Annotated in this window: 16 protein-coding genes and 4 pseudogenes; 6 read left to right on the top strand and 14 right to left on the bottom strand. The window is 59.6% G+C overall.

Features of this window, described 5'->3' with window-relative positions:
- Positions 1-73: 73 nt before the first annotated feature.
- Together AB4Y97_RS11970 and AB4Y97_RS11965 are read right to left on the bottom strand one after the other, a co-directional pair.
- Positions 74-481, bottom strand: a pseudogene (locus tag AB4Y97_RS11970) (IS6 family transposase); the annotation flags it as partial.
- 33 nt (positions 482-514) lie between these two features.
- Complete coding sequence (locus tag AB4Y97_RS11965) at positions 515-1,672, bottom strand: hypothetical protein (RefSeq protein ID WP_441999267.1); 1,158 nt, start codon at positions 1,670-1,672, stop codon at positions 515-517.
- A 334-nt stretch (positions 1,673-2,006) separates the two neighbouring features.
- On the opposite strand from AB4Y97_RS11965, the gene AB4Y97_RS11960 reads away from it, so the two are divergent.
- The 3 genes and pseudogenes from AB4Y97_RS11960 to AB4Y97_RS11950 all read left to right on the top strand — a co-directional run.
- Positions 2,007-2,687: a cold-shock protein gene (locus AB4Y97_RS11960; RefSeq protein ID WP_441999266.1), complete on the top strand. Its 681-nt coding sequence runs from the start codon at positions 2,007-2,009 to the stop codon at positions 2,685-2,687.
- A 189-nt stretch (positions 2,688-2,876) separates the two neighbouring features.
- Entirely contained in the window at positions 2,877-3,827 is a 951-nt protein-coding gene (locus AB4Y97_RS11955; RefSeq protein ID WP_441999265.1) for a tyrosine recombinase, read from the top strand.
- A 51-nt stretch (positions 3,828-3,878) separates the two neighbouring features.
- Positions 3,879-4,217, top strand: a pseudogene (locus AB4Y97_RS11950) (DDE-type integrase/transposase/recombinase); the annotation flags it as partial.
- A 457-nt stretch (positions 4,218-4,674) separates the two neighbouring features.
- Here the strand turns inward: AB4Y97_RS11950 and repC are convergent.
- Positions 4,675-5,892, bottom strand: a complete 1,218-nt coding sequence (repC, locus tag AB4Y97_RS11945) for a plasmid replication protein RepC (RefSeq protein WP_441999264.1) — start codon at positions 5,890-5,892, stop codon at positions 4,675-4,677.
- 798 nt (positions 5,893-6,690) lie between these two features.
- The gene (locus AB4Y97_RS11940) at positions 6,691-6,903 is read right to left on the bottom strand and encodes an antitoxin MazE-like protein (RefSeq protein WP_441999263.1); all 213 of its coding nucleotides are present in this window, start codon (positions 6,901-6,903) and stop codon (positions 6,691-6,693) included.
- 758 nt (positions 6,904-7,661) lie between these two features.
- Between AB4Y97_RS11940 and AB4Y97_RS11935 the strand changes: the two genes are divergently transcribed.
- Positions 7,662-8,789: a hypothetical protein gene (locus tag AB4Y97_RS11935; RefSeq protein WP_441999262.1), complete on the top strand. Its 1,128-nt coding sequence runs from the start codon at positions 7,662-7,664 to the stop codon at positions 8,787-8,789.
- A 152-nt stretch (positions 8,790-8,941) separates the two neighbouring features.
- Here the strand turns inward: AB4Y97_RS11935 and AB4Y97_RS11930 are convergent.
- The 8 genes and pseudogenes from AB4Y97_RS11930 to AB4Y97_RS11895 form a co-directional block, all read right to left on the bottom strand.
- Positions 8,942-9,124: pseudogene (locus tag AB4Y97_RS11930) on the bottom strand (IS6 family transposase); the annotation flags it as partial.
- Positions 9,125-9,465: 341 nt separating this feature from the next.
- Complete coding sequence (locus AB4Y97_RS11925; RefSeq protein ID WP_441999261.1) at positions 9,466-11,259, bottom strand: ABC transporter ATP-binding protein; 1,794 nt, start codon at positions 11,257-11,259, stop codon at positions 9,466-9,468.
- 23 nt (positions 11,260-11,282) lie between these two features.
- A complete protein-coding gene (locus AB4Y97_RS11920) occupies positions 11,283-12,368 on the bottom strand; it encodes an amidohydrolase family protein (RefSeq protein ID WP_441999260.1) in 1,086 nt (361 codons plus the stop codon).
- A gap of 183 nt (positions 12,369-12,551) precedes the next feature.
- Entirely contained in the window at positions 12,552-13,496 is a 945-nt protein-coding gene (locus tag AB4Y97_RS11915) for an ABC transporter permease (protein ID WP_441999259.1), read from the bottom strand.
- Between the two features lie 13 nt (positions 13,497-13,509).
- Complete coding sequence (locus tag AB4Y97_RS11910) at positions 13,510-15,081, bottom strand: ABC transporter substrate-binding protein (RefSeq protein ID WP_441999258.1); 1,572 nt, start codon at positions 15,079-15,081, stop codon at positions 13,510-13,512.
- Between the two features lie 57 nt (positions 15,082-15,138).
- The gene (locus tag AB4Y97_RS11905) at positions 15,139-16,359 is read right to left on the bottom strand and encodes a threonine synthase (RefSeq protein ID WP_441999257.1); all 1,221 of its coding nucleotides are present in this window, start codon (positions 16,357-16,359) and stop codon (positions 15,139-15,141) included.
- A 184-nt stretch (positions 16,360-16,543) separates the two neighbouring features.
- Positions 16,544-17,407, bottom strand: a complete 864-nt coding sequence (locus tag AB4Y97_RS11900) for an ABC transporter permease (RefSeq protein WP_441999256.1) — start codon at positions 17,405-17,407, stop codon at positions 16,544-16,546.
- Positions 17,408-17,462: 55 nt separating this feature from the next.
- Positions 17,463-17,780 (bottom strand): RidA family protein, encoded by a 318-nt coding sequence (locus tag AB4Y97_RS11895; RefSeq protein WP_441999337.1) that lies wholly within the window; start codon positions 17,778-17,780, stop codon positions 17,463-17,465.
- A gap of 242 nt (positions 17,781-18,022) precedes the next feature.
- Between AB4Y97_RS11895 and AB4Y97_RS11890 the strand changes: the two genes are divergently transcribed.
- Entirely contained in the window at positions 18,023-18,799 is a 777-nt protein-coding gene (locus AB4Y97_RS11890; RefSeq protein ID WP_441999255.1) for an IclR family transcriptional regulator, read from the top strand.
- A gap of 108 nt (positions 18,800-18,907) precedes the next feature.
- Positions 18,908-19,113: pseudogene (locus AB4Y97_RS11885) on the top strand (DDE-type integrase/transposase/recombinase); the annotation flags it as partial.
- Between the two features lie 55 nt (positions 19,114-19,168).
- On the opposite strand, the gene AB4Y97_RS11880 reads toward AB4Y97_RS11885, so the two are convergent.
- Together AB4Y97_RS11880 and AB4Y97_RS11875 are read right to left on the bottom strand one after the other, a co-directional pair.
- Positions 19,169-21,130 (bottom strand): aconitate hydratase, encoded by a 1,962-nt coding sequence (locus AB4Y97_RS11880; protein WP_441999254.1) that lies wholly within the window; start codon positions 21,128-21,130, stop codon positions 19,169-19,171.
- A gap of 155 nt (positions 21,131-21,285) precedes the next feature.
- Positions 21,286-21,762, bottom strand: coding sequence for a MaoC/PaaZ C-terminal domain-containing protein (locus AB4Y97_RS11875; protein WP_441999253.1), 477 nt, complete (start codon positions 21,760-21,762; stop codon positions 21,286-21,288).
- Positions 21,763-22,349: the final 587 nt, after the last annotated feature.

Genomic DNA, 22,349 nt, shown 5'->3' with positions numbered 1-22,349 from the left:
GCCGAGGGCCCCTAAGGACGGCTCCGTTGCAGTAATTTGGAGAGGGCACGACAAACCCGACTGGAAGAGCCCCTCAGGCAGCAAGACCGAAGAGCTGATTGACGAGACGGATTTCGCCTGTCGCTCCTGGCGGTGTGAGGATGCAGTGGCCACGCCGGATCATCCGCATGACCTCGAAGCCTTTGATCGTCGCGTCGGCTGTTTTCATCCTCTGGAAGCCGCGCGTCGGTCGGATCACGCAGTTGAGAGCGCCATGATCCGCCTCGATAATATTATTGAGATATTTCGAGGTCCGATGCTCGACATCTTTCGACCGTAGCCCTTCGCGCTGGATCGCCTTCGGGTACGAGGCCAGCTTGTCGGTCGTGATTGAAGAGGGCGGATAGTCATTCATTGTCTTCAAAGCTTTGCGCAGGAAGCGACAGGCCGCTCGGGTGTTACGGCGGTCGGTCAGCATGAAGTCGATCAGCTGACCGTGCTTGTCGACGCTGCGATGCTCTGATCGGGAATAGGACTATGGCTTTACGGTGAGACGCAGAGAGGCGTCGCCCCTCGTAATCTTCGCCCGGTCGAAGTTGATATCCCCCAGCCGCCACGACTGCAGAACCACGACGGCATCGCCGATGGTTTTGGGCTTCACACCCCCGTCGGCGACCCGCGTGACGGACAGGGTCTTTCTCGTCCAGTCGATCTGAATACGGTCTTCTGTTGCAAATCCTGCGCCGTCCCACAACTCCCTGGGGAGCCGAATGGAGGTGTAGAACCGGTCCGGCCGCTTGGCGTCTGGGATGGACTTCACCGAAACCTGACCGGGAGACTTGCGATGAGCACTGTCCTCGGACTTCTGGCGGCGCCGGACCCGCTGGGCCGGCTCTGACGCTTCCTCCCCCTGGACACGCTCTGGTTCTGAGCGGGCCTCTTGCTTCTGTGCGTTGCCGAGTCCTTCCTCCAGAGGAAGCTGCCGCTCAGCTGCGGTTGGCCGATCCGGGATGGCGTGGACAGGGCTGACGACATTCCTCAGGCCGCCGGTGATCCCGTCCACGGCCTGGATCATCACAGGCGCCACCCGGGCGATGGCCTCAATCTGCTGACCTCCGATGGCAACCAACCTGCTCACCTGCTCTGCAATCGCTTCCATGGTCGATCGAAGGCTTTTGAGATCCGCGGCCATCCCAACCAGAGCCTGCTCCCCCTCAGGTGACAGCGCTGGAGCAGACGCCGGTGGCCGCGAAGCCTCCGGATCGGCCGTTCGAGAGGACTGCAAGTCCTTGGGCCGGAAGACCTCCGCGGCCAAGGCTTCAGGCTTGCCCAGGTGCCGGGTCAGGATGTCGGCGGTCTCCCGATGGCGCTTGTCCGCCGGGGCGGGGGTGCGGTCCGCCTGCTTCATCGGCGAGACGAACTCGTGGCGGCGAGGTTCGTTGCGCGACCGGAGTGGCTGGGTGTTGCCGGATGTCTCCAGACAGGCCGAGCACAGATCATCCGAGCGCCTTCGCCCCAGAATCCAACCGCGCCCATCAAAGTAGCGTCTGAGCTCGGCATCGCTGACAGGCTTGCCGGCTTCATGGGTATCCGTCGTGGCGCAAGTGGAGCATCGCACCGTGAAGCGATACTTTGAGGGGACACCGCCACTGCGGGTGATTTGCGGCTCGAATTGACGCGCGATGCCCGGCATCAAAATTTCCTTAATGATCGCGATGAGCTTCCAATGGGACGAGGCTCGCCAAAGGCGTCGTCTCAGCCGTTTTCAGGGAGCTGTGCGGATGAATGGAGGGGACGTCTAACCGAACTTGCGGCAGCTTCCAAGTTCAGGCGGCCTGCGCTGATGACGCGGATAGATCGGCGGAATGGCAAGGGCAGCATTGCTACCGGTATATCGATAGAGACATCTTTGAGGAGATCCGGGGTGAGAGACCTATCGATCGCGCGAACAACAGTCCCTGCTTGCGGTGAAATACCGAGCGCGTTACGCATAATCCTTATATGAAATTTGTTAGAAGGCACTCCTGATGGGCCGGGGTAACGATCACCGTGATCGTCGACGTCAGTTCGGCGCTCAACCTGCAGATCCTTGGGGCGACTATGCACCCCAGCCACCGCATGAGCGACCAGCGCGCCAGCAGGGATCCTCCCCGGCGTCCGGGAGCGAGGCCGAGGCTCGGGTCAAATGGTTCAATCCCGAGAAAGGCTTTGGCTTCGTCGAGCTGACCGATGGCTCGGGCGAGGCCTTCCTGCATATCAGGCAGGTCGAGGCTGCTGGCCACACGGCTTTAGAGCCCGGCACAACCCTGATGGTGAAGGTTGGGCCAGGGCAAAAAGGCCAGCAGGTCAACGAGGTCCTTAGCGTCGACGCCAGCACCGCCACCCCTGAACCGCCGCGACGTGCATTTCCGGCCAGACAGGGGCAATCCGATGGTTACCCGCGGCAAGGCGCGCCAAGGCGGGGGCCCAGGGAAACTGAGGTCCGGCCTGTGAGCGGCCCTCCGACCATCGCAGGCACGGTCAAGTGGTTCGATCCGGTGAAGGGATATGGCTTTGTGTCCGTCGAGGGCGAAAGCAAGGATCTTTTCCTTCACATCTCAGCGGTCGAGCGGGCGGGTCTTGGTGCCCTGACAGAGGGACAACCTGTTCTCGTTTCCATCGTGGAAGGTCGTAAGGGGCGTGAGGTTGGCGCTATCGAGGCGGCATAGCCCTGCGTCAGCACAAGACGTCGTCTCGACCGCCTGCGGATGATGGTGACTTGGATGCCTCTGTTTGTAACATAATTCGCATTTAAGAATAGAATCCACCCATATCAGATAACAATTCGCATAACAGGGCTTTTGACAAGAAGTCGGTAACCGCTGGTATGCGAGGATCCTTCCGACCAGGAGGATCTCATGCGTTCCAACCGACGGCTGGCTCAATTATGGCTCGACGCCCTTAGCACCGAACTCGGGGCCGCAGTCGGCACCATCGACACCTACACCGATGACCTCAACTGCTACCTCGCTTGGCTCGACGAGAACAGCCTTGGGCTCGAGGATGTTGGCTTGGACCAGGTCCGGGATTACATCGCCGATCTCGATCAGCGCGGATACGCCGGATCGACCATCGCCCGGCGCATCACAGTCGTGCGCGGCCTGCACCGCTTCCTGATGGCCGAGGAGCTCGGCTCGCGCGATCCCACCGCCACCTTGTCGACCATGCGCCGACCCAGAAAGCTGCCTTTCGTGCTCTCGGTTGCCGAGACGGAGTCTCTACTGGAGACGGCTCATGCGCTCGCGGCCGATCCTTCAGTCGGCCTTTACCGCCAAGCTGGCTATGCCCGCCGGGCGGCGGTGTTCGAGACGCTCTATGCCTCGGGCATGCGCATCAGCGAGGCGCTGTCCCTACCCTCCGATGTGGCTCCGCCTGGCACCCGGATGCTACTGGTGCGTGGCAAGGGCGACAAGCAGCGACTCGTGCCCCTCCACAACCGGGCGATTGAGGCTCTCGCCCACTGGCAGCGACTGGCCCGCGCCTACTCCGGAGGAGCGCCCTCCCCCTGGCTGTTCCACTCGGTGCGCAACGGTACCAAGGCTCTGACCCGTCAGGCGGCTCTGCTCGAGATCAAGGAAGCCGCCGCCGCGGCAGGCCTTGCCAGCCCCGAGCGGGTGTCGCCACATGTGCTGCGCCATGCCTTTGCCACTCACATGCACTCAGGCGGCACGGACTTGCGCGTGCTGCAGGAGCTGCTGGGGCATGCTGGCATCGAGACCACTCAGATCTACACCCATCTGGATACCTCCCGCCTGCACCAGATGGTCCGCGACCTCCATCCGCTCAATGCTCAAGACCTTTCGGAATGACAGTGGCGTGCTGGATGATAGAAGCGAAAATAAGCAGCAGGGACAACAAATCGGCTGCCGAAGAAGCAAGGCTGCCTGCCCCGTCGGATGATCACCGACAAGCTCGGCGCCTACGCAGCCGCGCGACGCCAGATCATGCCGGCGGTTGAGCACCGCTCGTACAAAGGCCCGAATAACCGGGCAGAGAATTCGCATCTGCCGCTGCGCCGGCGAGAGCAAGCAATGCAGGGCTTTCGATCGCCAGGAAGCCTGCAGAGGTTCGTCAGCATCTCCTCGGCTGTCCGCAATCTCTTCGTTCCGCCCCATTCTCGCCGTTCTGCCCTTGCTACCCACCTTCATCGCCTCAATGCCATGGCGGCATGGAAGTCTGCAGCCGGCGTTGCCGCGTGAAGCCGCCAGGCGACTGGGTTTGCCTCAGTGCTCCAATACCAGTTAATGTGACAACGCCCGTTGGTGAGATCCTGCCTATTCGAGGCGGACCGTGTCTTGCCCACTCGGGTCCGGCGCTGGTCGCCGCTTAAGGCCTGGGCGGTGCGGCTGCGCAGCGAGGTGGGTTCAACAAGGCCGTGTCGCCCTGGCCCGCAAGCTCGCCGTCATTCTGCATGCGATCTGGCGGATGGTCCCAGCCCTTCCGCTGGACCAAGGCGGTACGCGGGCTGCTCTCCAGCCGGGTCGGGGTTCGCGACATTGGGGCTCCTCATAGTGGTTCATGCCTTCATGAACCACGTTAGAGTTTCTTGTAGGGCTGCATGTGCGTGTACCAACCGCTCCGGAGCCGTAAGATCCTTTGCCCGGTGGCCAAACTCAGTCCGCGTAACCGCTTTCTCCCAATCATGATCCCTTGCCTCTATGCCGATTTCCTCTCGCCGCCCACGGCAGCCCGCAGCAGGGCCATGACCATCGGCCCGACCGAGAACTGGCCTTCCCGGGCTCGCTCCGTGAGATTTCGCAGATAGGCGCCGGCGCTTCGGATCATCTCGTCGCGCTGCAGGATGGCCGCCAAGACGATGGCAGCCTGCTCTTCGCCCATGACTTCGCACGCATCAGTCCAAGCGCTTGGACTGATGCCCAAGACGGGTCGGACCACGCCAGCCGCAACGATAAGATCACGCCAAGTCGAGATCCCTGCCCCGCCCTTGGTGTACATCGCGATGTCGGGACAGGCCTGAAGTACCAAGCTCAGGGGAAAAGTCCTGACTGGCGGTCGCTTCGATTCGAGTTCTGGAGCCGAGGCTTCTTCCAGCCTTCCTCGAAGGCTTTGCTCAGAATCTAAAAAGGGGTTTGGGTTTGAATTCTGATAATGGCGCTCAGATTGGGACTCAGTGGCGCTCATATTATCAGGTTTAACCTGTTCTCTGAGGCATTTATCCACATCCTGCCAGAGAGTCCGTAACTCGGCCGCCATCGCTTCCAGAAGAATCGTGTCCGCATTACGAGCGGGCATGTCTCCGCAGGAGCGATACCGATCCGCAAGCTCGGCCCAAGGGCCTTCGAGATTTTCGTCCGTCGCGACAGCAATCGTTTTCCAGATGTCCCGGCGCAGAATGCTGATTTCCTCGCGGAGGAGATAGCGGGCCTTCCGCTCGGCGCGTACTTGCCGGGCGAGATGCTCGAACTCGCCGGCTCGTGCGACGAGAGGGCTGAGATCGAAGCCAAAGGCCTGCTGAATCTGACCGCCCTCCCCTCTCCGGGCGTAGCGCTTCCCGTTCGGGCTATCGCGCCGGATGAGGAGGCCTGTCTCCACCAAGGCCGCCAGGTGCCGCCGCAGCGTCGAGGGCGACATCCCATTCGAGCGAAGCATCAGGGCCTGGTTTGATGGGAATACGATGAGATCGGATCCGAGCGTCAGCGTCGTATCCTGGTGGAAGGTCAGGAGCGCGTTGAGAACACTGAGAGCCCGGTCGGAAATGCCGATCATGTTCTTCGCTTCCCGAAGATTGTCCAGGATCTTCCATTTCTCGGCGATGGTCTCCGGTGGAGCTGTCTCGGCAATCGCCCGCGCTGCCACCATGGCCAGAGATAGCGGTCGCGGTCCAAAGGGGGTTGTCGATCGATGAGGGCTCATACTGCCCCCCATCCAGCTTGAGGGTGGGGTATCGTAAATATCATTGTTTAGGCCCTTTGTTGGGCCGCACGTGTCCGTTCGCAAAAGCCAGTTGGTCTTTGCGTGAAGAAGCAAAATCCCAGCATTCGAAGAAGTGGCACTTCTCCGTTGACACCGGATTCGGTGTGTGAGACTCTTCGGGCTGTGAGTGGACCGAAGGGTCTCTATCGAATTACTGGCCTCCGAAGTTCCCGCTTCGGGGGCCGTTGCTTTTTCTAGGTCACTGTCGCGGCATTGCTCCTGTCTTGTAGACCGGTCCGACTCGGCCGACCGACTCGAGCCGAACCTTTAGGCTTGCTCCACAAATCAATTGTGGGGGCAATAAATTTGCCGGAAAGTCTCGAAACATTCCCAGCAGAACCAGTTGTCGGCAGAAATGCCGTACAGAATACTGACTGATTTGAAGTTTGCTTTTCCCGGCATGCCGAATTTTGCCCGTGAATGCCTTTCAGAAGACGCACGAAACCTTCTGACTCGCGAAAGGCCGGGCCAAGCGATGCACCTCTGCTTTGAACCCCTGCCACGATAACGTCGTGACCGTGTTCCCGCCCCAGCGCATCGATGCGTAGATTTCCTGACGATGCCGATTGCATCTCAGCCTCCTGATGAGCACAAGCGAAAGCATTCACCGAAACCGATGTTCTTGACACTCAGCTTGTCAGGGTGGCATAAGGGGGTTGTCACACGCCCTTATTCACCCCTTTGTGGGTTCCAAAGGCCTCGAAGTCGCCAAACTTCGGGGCCTTTTGTTTTGCCTGGTTACGTCGGTATCGGCGTATCCTTCTTGTTAAAGGCTTGCTGGATTGCAGCAGACATTGCGGCTTGGCGCGACGGGTACAGCCCACCTTCAACCGCACGGTCGATCGCGGAAGTCACAGCCTCATCGACCCACACCGTAGCCTCTTTGAGCCCCTTTGCTCGCCGAGTCTGCCGATGACGGTGAACCCGCTGTCGATTGAGATGATCAGACATGGATCGGCTCCATTTCCTGTAATGACTCGACGCTGCCCGATTCCCCCCGATGCGTGGAGTCGAAATGCAAGATTGATTCCTAAACGGGCTAAGAATGCTTTGGAAAACTCGCCGCTGGCTCCCGTAAGACTACTACACCCAACTTTAGGAATGGCTGCTGCAGGTCAAGGCAAATAGCCCCTCATGCGAGGCCATTCGCGCTAGCGCTCAAGGGATTAGGCGCGCTCGTTGTAGGAAATCTCTGCGGAGCTTGGAGGTTTTTGACGCGGCTGGCTGATGCGCGCGTTAAACCTCGATAGAATCATCCCGCGGCCTCAAGGTTTTCCGCGCAGAGGTTCTAGGTTTCCCGCGCGCTTTGGCGGATCGCCCAGTATCCTTTGGCAAGCTAGGCGACGCGTATTTTATATTCCGAGTGTTTCGGCTTAGTTCTGCTTCTTGGTTTTGCACGCGGATCCAACTATCGCGGTTTTAGACACGCTTCTGGATCGAATCGGCCTCTGACTAGGGAACGCCTACCGGGACCGGAGTGCGATCCGCGACAAATACCTAGGATTCGTTTTGGTTGTTCCGAGCCCGCGATCTCGGGATGTTCCTCCGTAGGGCTGAGATCCGCGCCGAATACCTTAAGGTTCCGCAGCGAAAACCTAGCGCTCGTCGCGCGAAAGCGCCCTTCGATGGCAAAAAAGAGGATAACCTGCTGCCCTCCCTTTGACAGCTCGCCAAGAGTAATTCAGCGTGACAAGTCCTAGGAGGGATTAATGATCTCGAATGTAGTGGTTGCGCCAATGACAACGGGGACCCCTTCCCAGTTGCTTCAGTTTGAAAATCAGGATCCGCAGCGCACGAACACCATTGATCTCTGGGATGTCGCCCCCCGAGGGGTTTTCTACACCACTGCAAACGACCGTGAGGCTGGAAAATACCTCAAGATCGTCGAACGTGAGTTCGAGCACTGCGGGAAGTTCTATAAGCTCCAGATTAAGCCGGCGCGCCTGAAGCGTGCTGGCCAGGAGACCGAGGAATATCCTGGTGAACGCGAACAGCTCGTAGAAGAGGTCGTGCGCCGTCTAGCTCAAGAGACCGGACGGCTACGGTTGGAAAACCGTGACCTGTGGATGTCGTTCTCGATCAATGAGATCACTGCGGAGCTCGCGAGGACAGGTCATCGCTATTCTTGGAGCGAGGTCAGAGAGGCGCTCCAAATCCTCCACCTCTCGACGGTCGAGATTATGCGCGTTGACCGAGACCACACGTCCTCTACCGGATCAGCCGTGACCGTCATCAGTGCGTCTGCCTTTCCTCAGCTCGCATTTAGAGAGCGCGGCCGCGAATTCAGCGAGACGACGGTACAGTTCAACGCGCTCCTTACGAACGCAATCAAGCACCTGGAGTTCGTGCAACTAGACTACGACACCATTATGGGCCTCAAGGGCCCAGTCCCGCGGTGGCTCTACAAGCGTCTTAGTCATAACGTGTTCTTTGGTGGTCAGGAGGCGCATCTTCAAGTCCTGACGGCGTCAGACCTCTATCGAGGTTGCGGTTTGGCGCCGAGATCCAGAAAGCGCGACGAACTCCGCAAGATCACAGGTGCAATCGACGCACTTAAAGCCGCCGGTGTCATCGATGTCTATGACGTCGAGGAGGTCCATGACGGCATCGATCGACGTCGAAAGGAGGATATCGTTTATACGGTCCATCTGTCGGCGGCCTTCGTAAAAGACATCACGATCGCAAAGCGGCGGCAACAAGTCATTAGATCCGACTATGTTCAGATCGAGGGAAAGGAGGCCAAGGATTTTGCGCCGGGTACTCCGCAAAAACGCGACAAGCTGCGCCAAATCAAAGCTATGCGTCGCGTTTCAGACCAAAGCGAGCTTCAGTTTTAGAAACCGCACTTGCGACGGCTCAAGCTTCGCGGTCAAATAAATGGTTTTGTCGCAAATTCTGTCTGGAGACAAAACGAAGCGTAGACGCCTCGCCAACCGGTTCATGCGGCAAGGCTTTCGAACTGCTCGGCGGGCATTGGCCGGACGCGTCACTTGATGGCGCGATGATCCTGTTCAACGCATTCATTCAGATATTGGCTCTACCGGATCCGGATCGGCTTCAGCCGCCGTCTCGGTCTACCCTGCAACTGGTTTGCCATATCACAGGATACGATGGCTTCGCGGTCGGTCTGGCTGCCGTCGATGACAATCCGATCGGGACGGCCATGCCGCTTGTGGATTTGTTTCGCTTTCGTGAGGGCGGTTGGCTCACTTTTCTGCCCGTCGTTCGAACTGGGCGGGGCTGACGGAGGCAAGCGACGAGTGGCGCAGGACGGCTTCGCCAAGCGAAATACCCGCTGGGGCTCACGTCGAGAACCTGGCAACGGCACACTGGGAGCGCCCACTCGTGAGACCGAGGCGGACCGCCTCATCCTGAAAGTCTCTCGTAAAACGCGTCTTCTGCGGCATGGACATCCTCCCGCTTCATCCAGAGCTCTCCACTTCTCCCAAAAAAGTCCAGCCCACCGTACCACCGATACTGTCGATGGCCCGGTTCGGGCAGAGTCGGTGTATATCAGATCTGTACGAAGTGCCCCGACGACACCTCCCGATACTGCCGCTTCGGTGGAATGTAATCCACCGCCCGCACCGGGCTCTTGATCTCCTCCACCGCACCCATGCGCCGTTCGCCACGCCGCGAGGGATCCGGCACCGGGACGGCGGCGAGCAACTTCTTCGTGTAGATGTGCTGCGGATTCTGAAACACGTCAGCGCGCGGACCGATTTCGACAATCTCTCCCAGATACATTACCGCTACCCGGTGACTCACGCGCTCGACCACGGCCATATCGTGGGAGATGAACAGGTAGGCAAGTTTCAGGCTGGCTTGCAGATCCAACATGAGATTGATCACTTGCGCCTTGATCGAGACATCGAGTGCGGAAACAGCCTCGTCGGCGATAATCAGCTGCGGTTCGAGGGCAAGCGCCCGCGCGATGCAAATGCGCTGGCGTTGCCCGCCTGAAAATTCGTGCGGGAACCGGCGCGCCATGTCGGGACTCAGACCCACCCGGCTCAACAGATCCGCAACCTTTTCCTTTGCTCGCGCCGCCTGATTGTGAATGTGCAAGGGCTCTGCAACGGCCGCTCCCACAGTCATGCGCGGGTTGAGGCTTGCAAAGGGATCCTGGAAGATCATCTGCGCATGACGGCGCACGCTTTGCAGTCTACCCTTGGGCTCGGACAGGATTTCTCGCCCGGCGATCTTTATCGATCCGCCCTCAGGTTCGACCAAACGCAGGATTGAGCGACCGGTCGTGGATTTCCCGCATCCCGATTCTCCAACAAGCGCGAGGGTCTCGCCCGCCTTGAGCCCGAAGGAGACGTCCTCTACCGCGTGAACGCGACCGGTAATCCTTCCGAACAAACCACTTCTGATGTCAAAGCGCGTGACGAGGTTCTTCACTTCGAGAATCGTCGTCGGCGCGACCGTATCGGGTATTTCCTGGCCATCGTTCGTCTCCCCGGTTTCGGGGTTGACGACAGCAAACCGCCTTGGCCCACTGCTTGCTCCCATGGCGCCGAGTTTCGGAACTGCGGCCAGGAGCGTGCGCGTGTAGGGATGTTGCGGACGGGCGAATACATCCGGAGTCTCTCCGGTTTCGACCACCTTCCCCCGAGACATCACGATGGTCCTGTCGGCGATTTCCGCAACGACGCCCATGTCATGCGTGATGAAGAGGACGGCCATCCCTTCTTCTTCCTGCAGAAGTTTGATGAGATCGAGAATCTGCGCTTGGATTGTCACGTCGAGCGCTGTGGTCGGCTCGTCGGCGATCAGAAGCTTGGGCCTGCATGCGAGCGCCATGGCGATCATGACGCGCTGGCGCATGCCACCGGAGAAGCGGTGCGGATAGTCGTGGAAGCGCGCCTTGGCCGCAGGAATTCGCACTTTGTCCAACAGCCTCACCACTTCCGCCTCTGCCGCCGCCGCGGAAAGGCCGCGATGCTGCATGAGAACCTCGGCAATCTGGAATCCGGAGGTCAGGACTGGGTTGAGGCTGGTCATCGGTTCCTGGAAGATCATCCCGATCTGGTTGCCGCGAACCTGCTGCATTTCCTGCTGGCTCAGGGCGAGAAGGTTGCGCCCATCCAGCAGGATCTGCCCTTGGGTGCGAGCCGTTTCTGCTCCAAGGAGCCGCATTATCGAGAGCGCGGTCACGCTCTTACCCGATCCGGACTCCCCGACGATCGCCAACGTCTCCTTCGGTGCAATGGTGAATGTCATGCCCTGTACGATGGAAATCCATTTGCCATCGACCCAAAAGGACGTGTTCAGATCGTTGACCGCGATGACAGGTGTGCTCATCGGCGCCTCATCGGAAAGGATCGTCATGGGAATGGCCGAATGACTTCACCGGCCCGCATGACGAAGGCCGGTTGCCGGAACGCCGCCGGGTCGACTAGAGGATCCGATGTGACGGCAATGATATCGGCGCTGTAGCCGCGCGCAATGCGACCGACGCTATCATCAATGAGCAAGGCTTTCGCAGCCCCTGAGGTCGCGGCCCGGATTGCGTCGGCAGCCGGCAAACCTCCTTTGACGAGCCAGGCGAATTCTAGCCAGGTGTCCTCGAAGGGCGTGTCGCGGACACCGGCATCGTTGCCGCAAACCATCGGAATGCCGAGATCGACCAGCTTGCCGAAATTCTCGATCATGATATCGAATTGACGAAGCGCATGGGTCTCGGCGGATGTCTGACTCGCACTTTCGCGCAGAACATCGAGATAGCGCGTCGCGGTTGACAGGTTGGCCATTACCGCCGAACCACTATCCCGTACCACGGAGGCAATCTCCGGATCGAAGGTCCGGACGATCGCACCCTGCCCGTCGCGTTCGAAGAAGGCGCAATGCTCGAGACTGTCGAACCGAGCGATAGCGGACCGGCGAATGCTCTCTGTCGCCAGGACATGAGAAACGCTGGGGAGTCTCCTGTGACGTGCCTCATCCGCGATGAAGTTCAGTGACTCCTGCGTGAAGACGGTTTCCTCCGGAAGTGAGCCAGGTGTCATTTGCCCACCGCTCGCCATGACCTTCACGCTCCGTCCGCCCTCATCCTCAAGGCGGTCGATATGAGCGCGGATTTCGTCGTGGCTGTGCACCACCCCGTGCATGAAGTGTAAATGCCCTTTCGGCACTGTGATCGGTGGACCTGAGCACAGCAAGCGTGGCAGCGCGACCGGACTGAGATCCGGTCGCCGGGCCAGCGCCAGCATGATCCAACTCGAGCCGCAGTCACGGGCCGTTGTGACGCCACTGGTCAGGAGGCGATGGGCGTTTCCGGCAGCCCGCAAAAGCCGTTCTTCAGCTGTCTCGGACTCGAAATCTGCCAGTGGCCGGCTGGACGCACTAAACTCCAGATGGACGTGAGTGTTTATGAGACCTGGCAAGACCCACAGCCCTGTCAGATCGATCACCGCATCCTCATCCGGCAGGGCAGTCGCGATTGGTTCGATGGCGACGATCCGGTCGTTATCGAGGAGGATGAGGCCCGGCTCGAAGCGCCCCCGTTCTTCGCACCAGATCGTTAGCGAACGAAGCCAGGATTTCGCAGACTGTGACACGACAGACTCCTCTTTCATATGTCTCCCACCGCCCGTTCAGCCGTCGCTGACAGTTGGATTCAGGAGTCCGTAGACAATGTCCACGAGGATGTTGACGATGAGAATGAAGGACGATGAGACGAGGAGAAGCCCCTGGATCACTGGATAGTCGCGGCGCAGCACAGCGGAGACCCCGAGGCTTCCGATGCCGGGCAACTGAAACAAAGCCTCCGTAATGAAAGCGCCGCTGAGAAGGAGCGCCAACGACAGGCCGATGACCGTGACGATGGTGATGATGGCATTACGAAAGGCGTGTCGACCGATCACGACCTTTTCCGGCAGGCCCTTGGCGCGGGCAGTGCGGATATAGTCCGCACCGAGCACCTGCAGCAAACTCGCCCGCGTCATCCGTGCGATCAGGGCTGATTGCGAAAGGCCGAGCGCCAGGGCAGGAAGCGCCAAATGATGAAGCCACGGACCGACACCGTCACTCAAAGGCGCGTAGCGCCCGATCGGAAACCAACGCAACTCGACGCCGAGTACGTAGATGAGCAGCATTCCGACGACGAATTCCGGAATACTGAGAAAGGTCAGCGAGATGCCGATGGTCGATGCGTCCTTCCATGAATTCGGGGACAGCGCCGCGATCGTGCCGAGTGGAATGCCGACTACGATTCCTACAAGAAGCGCGAGTATACCCAGGCTGAACGTCACCGGCAGCCGCTCGAGAATCGCCTCAGCGACGCTCCGTCCGAGGAAATAGGATTGACCCAGGTCGCCGGCGAGGGAACCGGCGACCCAATGATAGAGCTGTTCCATGTATGGGCGATCGAGGCCAAGGCGCTGTCGGGCAGCGTCCAGACTCGCGGCACCCGCGTCCTGACCTACGAAGCTTGCGGCCGGATCCCCTGGCGTCGCGTGCACGATCATGAATGACAGCACACTCACGGCAATCCACATGGGGATGAACAGAACAAGCCTGCGCAGGACCAGATTCATCATGGCACAGACCTCGTCATTTACCTTTCTTGGTGACGTTCCAGAATCGTGGCGTCACATAAAATGGCTGGTAGCCGCTGAGCGCCGTGCGTGTTGCCTCAGGCTCGAAGTAATCGCCGATGCGCAGCACTGCGACATCGTCCCAGACGAGCTTCTGTGCCGCGGTCCAGGCGGTCTGCCGTTCCGTATCGGACGCGCCCGAATTGATCGTCTTGAGCAGCTGCTCCATCTTCTCGTTACAGTAACCAAAGGACGAGACCGCCTTGCAGTGCAATCCATCGGTGAGCTGGAAGGGATCGAAGCGCGGCGACCAGCCGGTCTGATTGATCGCCCAGTCGTTGCTTGTCTGCGCCCGCTTGATCTGCGAAGGCCAGTCCATCAGTTCGAGCTTTACGTTGATCCCCGCCTGCTGCCACTGTGCGGCGATCGCCTGTGATGCCTTATACATCCAAGCGTAGTTCTGGTTCGTGAGGAAGACGACAGGCTCGTTCTTGTAACCTGCCTCCGCGAGATAGGCCTTGACCTTGTTCAGGTCCGGCTTGTTGTAGGTTTCGGCACCGGCCTCGGCGTACCACTGTGTCTGTTCGGGAAAGAAGATGCTTGGCTGGACGCGGAAATAGTCGGGGCGCCCAAACGCGGCGGCGCGCATGACCTGTTCGGCATTGATCGCCGAAAGCAGCGCCTTGCGGAAGGGCAGGCTCGCCATCAGCGGATTCTTGTGACCGAGTTCCAGTACCACGGCCCAGCGCGGCTTGACGATTTCTACCTTAAGATCCTTGTTGGTCTCGAGCTGCGGCACTGCAGTGATCGGCACTGCTTCCGCGAAATCGAGTTCACCCGTCTGCAATCCAGCGACGCGGCTAGCATCCTCCGAGATCGGTAGGAAATTCACCTCGTCTACACACACTGTTCGGGCTCCGCCGAAGCCGGACGGGCCGCTGAAGCGCTGATCGGTGACATAATTTTCGAACTTCGCCATCTTGATGCCCACATCAGGCCGCCAATCGACAAGTCGGAACGGCCCGGTGCCGATCACATCGACGCCACGGACTTCCTTGTCACCATATTTCTCTGCGATCTCAGCTGGAATGATGGCGACGACAGGCGACGGCATCGCCAGATTGGTGATGAGCGGAAAATCCTGGCTAAGCGTGAATTTGACCGTCTTGGGATCAATCGCCACGACATCGGTAACGGCGCGGAAGCGGTTCGCGCCGGGGGAGATCTTGAGGAAGCGCTTGAGGGAAGCCACCACGTCTGCGGAGGTGAGTGACTTTCCATTGTGGAATTGCACGCCATCGCGAAGAGTGAAGGTATAGGCCAAGCCGTCGTCACTGCGCTTCCAGTCCTGCGCGAGTTGGGGGATGACCTTGTAGTTCTGATCAAGTGAGACGAGGGATTCGAAGAGATGGATTGCGATCTGGCGACTGGCATTGGTAGTCGAGAGAATGGGGTCCATCGTGGAGGCATTCGCCGTCATTGCGGCCTGGATCTTTCCGCCTGTGGTTTCACAGGTGGCGGAAAGTGCCGTCCCGGCGCAGGCCAGGACCATGAAGGAGCTGAGCGTTGTCGATTTTAGAATGGTCATTGTCGTACACCTCTGGAATTAGGGAGAAGACCGTTCTTGTTTTGGACGGGCGGCCGATCAGAGTGAGGAATCGGCCAAGCCCGTCACCGTGATGGCTGCGCGTTGCGGTTCGAACTCGACGAAACGCTTCGTAGCGGCCATATCCTTGAGCCCGATGCCGGTCACGATGCAGGCGACCGTCGCGTCGGGATCGATCTCTCCATTGCGCGCCGCACGCATGAGGGCGGCCGTGGCATAGGCGCCCTGCGGTTCGGCGAAAATGCCTTCCAGATTGGCGAGCCAGGCTTGCGCCTCGGCTATTTCGTCGCTGCTGACCGACAGCAGGGTGCCGCCCGTGTCCTGGATCGCGCTCCAGGCCCATTCCCCATCGAGCGGTAGATAATAGTCGCCTTCGACATAAAGCCGGTGGGTCATCTTATCGATGGGCGCGTAATTCCGGTCGGTGCGCTGTCCACCGTGAATGCGCGGCATGCGCGTCGATTGGCCGAGGCCGACCAACTCAGAGAACCCCTTGTGCATGCCGCCCAGCAAGCCGCCGCCACCGACGCAGCAGAACACCTCGTCCGGCACGCTATTGAGTTTCGCAGCGATTTCGAACGCGATTGTCTTCGTCCCTTCAACCATGAACGGATTGACCGGTCGCGCCGAAATCATCGGAACGACGTCGCGCGCAAGACAGAACCCCTGAAGATCCCTGAACAAATTCCAATGATCGCGGACTCGTCCTTCGCTGGGTGCAGGTACGAGAAAGAGCTGCCCACCATAGACGCTGATCTGCTGACGTTTCGATTCCGCGGTGTCGTCTGACACCCAGACAAACGCTTCATAACCCGCCTTTGCGCAATAGGCTGACAGGGCGTTGCCTACATTGCCCGACGACACCGTGGCGTAGCGCGTGCGTCCCCAGGATCGGCCCATGCTCAACGCTACCGAGATCTGCCGATCCTTGAACGATCCGGTCGGATTGCAGGATTCCAGCTTGAAGAAGAGGTTTCTCAGGCCCAGCCGCTTTGCGATGCGCTCGCTGCGCACCAGCGGGGTACTTCCCTCCCCCAGACTGATGACATGAGACCGGTCCAACGGCGTAAGAACAGCTCCAAAGCGGTCCCACATGGAGCCGGCGGACTTCCATTCGTCAGCGAACCGTTCCGCTACAGCCGGCAGATCGAACGTCACGCTGAGTTGCCCACCGTCGACAGGATCACGGAACAGCGGATGGATCTCGTGCTTCTCGCCTGACGTCACACCCTGGAGCCAAACCGTGTTGTTACGTGTCATGATGCGACTTCCCCCGGGCGCCCTGCCCTTCTCCGATGGTGCCGATGATGGATGCCTAGTTCCGGCGCGAGCTCAAACAGATCCGCACCGCCGATGCGGATCCGGTTAGCGCACTGCTCTATCGGGGCCTTCGTTCGCCGGGCTGCGATGCGCGCCCGGAGCGCGGGAATGGTGCACTCCATGCTTATCGCGCCCTACGCTTAGGATCGATGAACTGGCCGAGGCCGTCTCCGAGAAGATTGAGGGACAGCACGGTCAGGGCGAGTGCAATGCCGGGATAGATCACGAGCCAGGACGCCTGCTGAAAGCTCGCTCGCGCTTCTCCCAGAATGTTACCCCAGCTTGGGTCGGGCGGTTGCAGGCCCAACCCGACGAAGCTCAGTCCCGCCTCGCCCAGAATGGCATAGGCGAAGAGAAAGGTTTCCTGCACCACAAGCGCAGGGATGGCGCCAGGCAGAATATGCAGCAGCAAAATGCGCAAACGCGACGCTCCGAGTGCCTCGGCAGCTTCCACATAGGGCATCCTGCTGAGCACCAGCGCCTCACCGCGGACGATGCGCGCCGTACGCGGGATATAGACGAGAGACAAGGCAAGAACGACATTGAACGCCGTATTTCCGAAGGCCGCCAGAATCGCGAGCGCGAGAAGAAGTGCGGGAAATGCCATCAGGATGTCCATGATCCGCATAAGGGGCCCGTCGAGCCATGCCGTCGTCCCCGCACATAGACCGATCACCGTTCCGGCAAGGGCGGTGACAGCCATCACCGAGGCACCGATGAGGAGGCTGTTGTGCCCGCCATAGATGACCCGCGCCAGGAGGTCGCGTCCCAGTGCATCGGTGCCCAGACGGTGGACTTCCGAGGGTCCAGTGAGGATCTCCGCATAATCCAGCGCATTCGGATTGAGCGGCAGGAACAAAGGCAGGAGGATGAGTGTGGCGAGGATCATCACGAAAAGCGATCCGCCGCCGATCAGGAGCACGTTGAGATGGCGCCTCCTAAAGCTGCGTCCAGACGTTTTGGATTCCGTCTGCACCGTCGACGTCATTCTCGTCCGTCTCCTCTGAGGGTACAGGCTCCTGCCCGATGCTATGTCTATATGATCATGTCACAACGGCTATTGCGGTCATCTCGACCCTTAGGTCTGGATCGGCCAGCCGTGCTTCGACGCAGGCGCGCGCGGGCGGATGGGCGGGGTCGATCCAGCGGTCGTAGACGGCGTTCATCGCATCGAAATCGGTGATGTGCGGCAGGAACACGTTGATCGCCACGAGATCCGCCTTTGTGGCGCCCGCCTGTCCGATCAATGCCTCGATTTTCGCAAGTACTTCCTCGGTTTGAACCGCGATTGATCCCTTGCGGGTATCGGCGATCTGACCCGCCACGTGGACGCATCCGTTCACCAGGACTGCCTGGCTCATCCGTGCGCCGACCCCAAAGCGCTGTAATTCCTGCTTATCGGGATCGGTGCGATGGGACGGTAAATGGGACACGGCGCAAACCTCCAGGCAGGAAGCAAGAAGCAGTGGAATTCGCTTGAAAGCTTGTCCGAAGTATTGGACAAGTTGTCGGTATATAAAACAGTGTAGGCACACATCGTGCCTATAGGCAATAGGCTTCAGGTGCAGTTCAGCGGATGCGATATCCGAAAGGTGGGAGATGAATGAGTAAAGAGCCCAATGCACGCATGCGCGGAATTGATCGTGCCATCGCCATTCTCGAATTCCTGAAAGCGCGCCGCAGACCAGTCGGCATCGGCGACATGGCTCGTGCGCTTAAAGCTCCGCGCTCGTCCGTCTACGAGATCGTCGGACGCTTCGTCGAAGCCGGCATTCTCGAGACCGATCAGGACAATAGCGTCTATTTCGGCCGCTCGGTCTATTTTTATGCGGACGCCTATCTGGCATCCCAACCTCTGGTACGCCTCGGTCGTGACGAGGCTATCCGCCTGTCCCGGGCGACCGGCGAGACAACACAGCTCTGCATGCTTGTCGCCAACAAGTACACCGTTGCATTCATGCACCCGGGGTCAAGCCTGTTTCGCATTAGTTCTGAGACGGGCGTGCTCGTTCCGATTCCCTGGACGGCATCGGGGCGGCTTCTGCTCGGCGGCATGACTGACGACGAGATCCGGGAGTTGATCCCGCCGGAGGACTTCTGGTTGCCCGACGGCCGCGAAATCAAGTTCAAGGACTTCATTGATGACGTGCGGGATGCATGCGAGAAGTATCGCACGGTGACCTCGGGCCTCTCCGATCCCTATACTATGTGTCTTGCTGCCGCTATTCGCGACCAACACGCAAAGCCCGTGGCGACCATTTGCTTCATGGTGTCGGCCAGCACCGATGCTGGCCGACGCGACGAGCTTCTCAATTTACTCAGCGCTTCGGCGGACGCACTCTCGCGGCGCCTTGATCATCCCTCGAACATAAGTGATTGATTCCAGCGTGCGATGTGTTTGTTCCGTTACCCCATTGCGACAAAAGCCATGAAACGGGATAGAGAATTCTGGCAGTTCGCCAAACTCCGGCCGGTGAAGGTCTTGACTAACATCGTCGAGCAGGATCACCGGCGCATCAAACGGCTGGTCCGGCCGGGCCTGGGCCTCAAGAGCTTAGCAACGGCCTCAAAAAAACGATCGCTGGCTACGAGATGCTGGTGATGATCCGCAAGGACCAGGTCACGAACGCAGCAGCGAACGACATGTATGCTCAGCGTGATTTTATCGCTACTCTGTTCAGCACATTTTCCTAACTCGGGCGCCCGACCCGCACTCGCTTGATCCACATCAGGGTTTGCAACAGAACCGTCATGCGTCACGAGCCTTTGGTACGCTTTCAAGGCGTTCTTTCAACCAGTTGATCAACCCACCGCGGAACATCACCTGCACTTGTCGCGGCGACATGAAATGGCGGACCCGGAAACTCCGCTGGCGCGTCACGTTTTCAATCACGAATTCACTACCCTCTGCGAGCGCGCGCCGCACATTTACCAAGCGTAGCTTGTCATTCGCGTGAATATTATCGTAGACGGCAGGATCGACGAAGGTCAGAGGCAGCACACCGAAGTTGATCAGGTTCTGCGCGTGGATCCGGGCAAAGCTCTTGGCAAGAACCGCCTGCAGGCCGAGGAACTTCGGACCCAGCGCAGCGTGCTCGCGACTGGAACCTTGACCGTAGTTGCTCCCTCCGACGACGGCGTGGCCCCGCACCTGTTTGGCTCGGGCGGCGTAGGTGGGATCGATGATATCGAAGGAGAACTCAGCGATCTTAGGAATATTGCTCCGGAACGGCAGTACCCGCGTTCCGGCGGGCATGATCTCGTCGGTGGAAATATTGTCCGTCACCTTAAGCAGAACGGGCACTTCGATCGTATCTGGCAGCGGCTCGAACGGCGGAAGCGCGGCGATGTTGGGGCCCTTGTGCAGGGCCACGTGTAGTGCCGTTTCACGCGGTAACGGCGCCATGAACATCTCGCGATTGATGATGGGGTCATCGGGGTCCACGACGCGCGGGTAGGAAGTACCGAGCGTGCGCGGGTCGGTGATCACCCCGGTGAGCGCGGATGCGGTAGCGGTCTCAGGGCTGACTAGGCACACCCTGTCCTCTTTCGTGCCGGAGCGCCCGGGAAAGTTGCGAGGCACCGTACGCAGAGACAGCTCGTGCGTCGCCGGTGCTTGGCCCATGCCGATACAACCATTACAGCCGGCTTGATGCAGCCGCGCTCCGGCATGTAGCAGGTCGGTAACGTATCCATCGCGCACCAGCGTTTCAAGCTGCGCCCGGGAAGTGGGATTGACGTCGAATGAGACGCGATCATTGATCCGTCGGCCGCGCACCATCATCGCGGTGACGGCGAAATCGCGATAGCCTGGGTTGGCCGATGAGCCGATATACGCTTGGTAAATGGGTTCGCCTGCGACTTCGCGGACTGGCCGTACGTTCCCTGGGCTGGACGGCATGGCGATCAGAGGCTCAAGGCTCGTGAGATCGATCTCGTCATGCACGTCGTAGCTCGCTCCGGGATCCGCGATTACTTCAACCCAGTCGCCTTCCCGCTTCCACGCGCGCAGGAAACGGCGCACCTCTTGATCGGAGGGAAAGACCGTGGTTGTCGCGCCAAGCTCGGCCCCCATGTTGGCGATCACGTGTCTGTCCATCGCGCTCAACGTGTCGAGACCTGGGCCATAGTATTCGACAATCCGGCCCAATCCGCCCTCCACGTCGTGGCGGCGTAGCATCTCGAGGATCACATCCTTGGCGCTCACCCACTCCGGCAGTTGGCCCGTGAGCCTAACGCCCCAGATCTGCGGCATGCGCGTGAAGAACGGCTCGCCCGCCATGGCCAAGGCCACTTCGAGCCCGCCCGCGCCGATGGCCAGCATGCCGAGCGCACCGCCCGCTGGCGTGTGGCTGTCGGATCCGAGGAGCGTCCTGCCTGGCTTGCCGAAATTCTCCTGGTGGCACGGATGGCTCACTCCATTTCCAGGCCTGGAGTACCAGACGCCAAATCGCTGGCATGCGCTCCGCAGAAAGAGATGATCGTCAGGGTTCTTGTAGTCCGCCTGGACCAGGTTGTGGTCAACGTACTGGACACTGACGTCGGTCTTGACGCGGTCCAAGCCCATCGCCTCCAGCTCCAGCGTGACCAGGGTGCCGGTGGCGTCCTGGGTGAGTGTCTGGTCGATACGGATCCCGATCTCCTCACCAAGCTTCATCTCTCCGGATACGAGGTGCGATTGAATGATTTTCTGCGCGACATTCCAAGGCATCACCAGTCCTCCACTGCGGAACGACAGGGTTAGGCTAGCCGGTCCGGCTCGGCTTCGGTTACCCCTGGGGAGACGGAACCGATCAGGTGGACGCCCGCCGTTCAGATTGGCTCAAGCCCTTTCGCCTTTTCAACCACCCGTTCAAAGTGGTGCTCCTACTTGCGAAGAGCAACATCCGATAAGGTCACCCGTTCTCGCGACACCTTCTCCATGGGGGCGATCACATCCGCAACGCCCTCAATTACGACCTCTCCACGCTGGTTGAGAGCCGCACAATCGAGGCTAACCCGATGGTCCTGCCCGCTCTTCTGCGCCACCTTGACGGTCACGGTCACCGTATCGCCGAGGCCGATCGGTCTCCGAAAGCGAAGGGTCTGGGCAAGATAAAAGGTTCCAGGCCCCGGAAGTTTGGTGCCGAGGACCGTCGAGATAAGGGCACCGCCCCACATGCCATGGGCCACCACCTTATGAAACATGTCGCTCCTCGCGAATTCCGGATCGACATGCGCCGGATTGACGTCGCCCGACATGGCAGCAAAGAGTTCGATGTCTTTGAAGGTCAGCGTACGAACGATGCTAGCCGAGTCGCCGATCTGCAGCTCATCGAAGGTTCGGTTCTCAATCCTGCTCATCAGCGCACTCTCCGGGACAGGGCATCGCCACGTGCACGCGTTACTAAAGGTGCCTCTCGTAGCCAAATGCGCAGGACATCCGATGCCGCGTTGCTCGGCCGATCGAGCGGCCAGCTCGTGTAACCGTGGTGGTGTTCTTTGGTGAGGCGGTCATCGTGTCGATGATGGCTTCCTATCGATTGCCCTGACGATAGATTTGCAGACACTCAAGGAGACAGCTTTCGAACGGCATCGATAAGCTGTTCGCATTTGGCCTTTCCGGTCTTAGCATCTGCGTAATCTGGACCTGTGAGCAAGTCTGCTAAGCTGACCGTCACAAGAAAACCCACCGAACTCTTGGAAGTCATGAAAGGCCACCCTGACCGCATGAGTACACGCACTCCATTCCAATGACATTGGCGTTCATCGAGGTTACATCTTCGAGGTTACATCTTCCTGCTTTGAGGTGTTCCTGGGAGGCGCTCTATGACGACGAAAGTTTGTACGCTAGGGAGCCGTGTGCAAGATGTTGATTGAAGGACAGTGCGCCGCCTCGTTGAGCACCGTCGTCAGCCCGATCCTGTCGACGCCAAGCTTGCCTGCGCTGA

Origin of the sequence: Microvirga sp. 2TAF3, from assembly GCF_052114965.1 — a bacterium.
Lineage (GTDB): Bacteria > Pseudomonadota > Alphaproteobacteria > Rhizobiales > Beijerinckiaceae > Microvirga.
The sequence above is the reverse complement of the archived record's forward strand: the minus strand, read 5'-3'. Positions and strand labels throughout refer to the sequence as shown.

Coding starts and splice junctions, on each gene's coding strand:
- repC (WP_441999264.1), bottom strand. CDS start 5,892: ATGAGCCCTCATCGATCGACAACCCCCTTTGGACCGCGACCGCTATCT.
- AB4Y97_RS11910 (WP_441999258.1), bottom strand. CDS start 15,081: ATGACCATTCTAAAATCGACAACGCTCAGCTCCTTCATGGTCCTGGCC.
- AB4Y97_RS11955 (WP_441999265.1), top strand. CDS start 2,877: ATGCGTTCCAACCGACGGCTGGCTCAATTATGGCTCGACGCCCTTAGC.
- AB4Y97_RS11960 (WP_441999266.1), top strand. CDS start 2,007: ATGGGCCGGGGTAACGATCACCGTGATCGTCGACGTCAGTTCGGCGCT.
- AB4Y97_RS11905 (WP_441999257.1), bottom strand. CDS start 16,359: ATGACACGTAACAACACGGTTTGGCTCCAGGGTGTGACGTCAGGCGAG.
- AB4Y97_RS11965 (WP_441999267.1), bottom strand. CDS start 1,672: ATGCCGGGCATCGCGCGTCAATTCGAGCCGCAAATCACCCGCAGTGGC.
- AB4Y97_RS11875 (WP_441999253.1), bottom strand. CDS start 21,762: ATGAGCAGGATTGAGAACCGAACCTTCGATGAGCTGCAGATCGGCGAC.
- AB4Y97_RS11880 (WP_441999254.1), bottom strand. CDS start 21,130: ATGCCTTGGAATGTCGCGCAGAAAATCATTCAATCGCACCTCGTATCC.
- AB4Y97_RS11895 (WP_441999337.1), bottom strand. CDS start 17,780: ATGAGCCAGGCAGTCCTGGTGAACGGATGCGTCCACGTGGCGGGTCAG.
- AB4Y97_RS11925 (WP_441999261.1), bottom strand. CDS start 11,259: ATGAGCACACCTGTCATCGCGGTCAACGATCTGAACACGTCCTTTTGG.
- AB4Y97_RS11935 (WP_441999262.1), top strand. CDS start 7,662: ATGATCTCGAATGTAGTGGTTGCGCCAATGACAACGGGGACCCCTTCC.
- AB4Y97_RS11890 (WP_441999255.1), top strand. CDS start 18,023: ATGAGTAAAGAGCCCAATGCACGCATGCGCGGAATTGATCGTGCCATC.
- AB4Y97_RS11915 (WP_441999259.1), bottom strand. CDS start 13,496: ATGATGAATCTGGTCCTGCGCAGGCTTGTTCTGTTCATCCCCATGTGG.
- AB4Y97_RS11900 (WP_441999256.1), bottom strand. CDS start 17,407: ATGACGTCGACGGTGCAGACGGAATCCAAAACGTCTGGACGCAGCTTT.
- AB4Y97_RS11940 (WP_441999263.1), bottom strand. CDS start 6,903: ATGTCTGATCATCTCAATCGACAGCGGGTTCACCGTCATCGGCAGACT.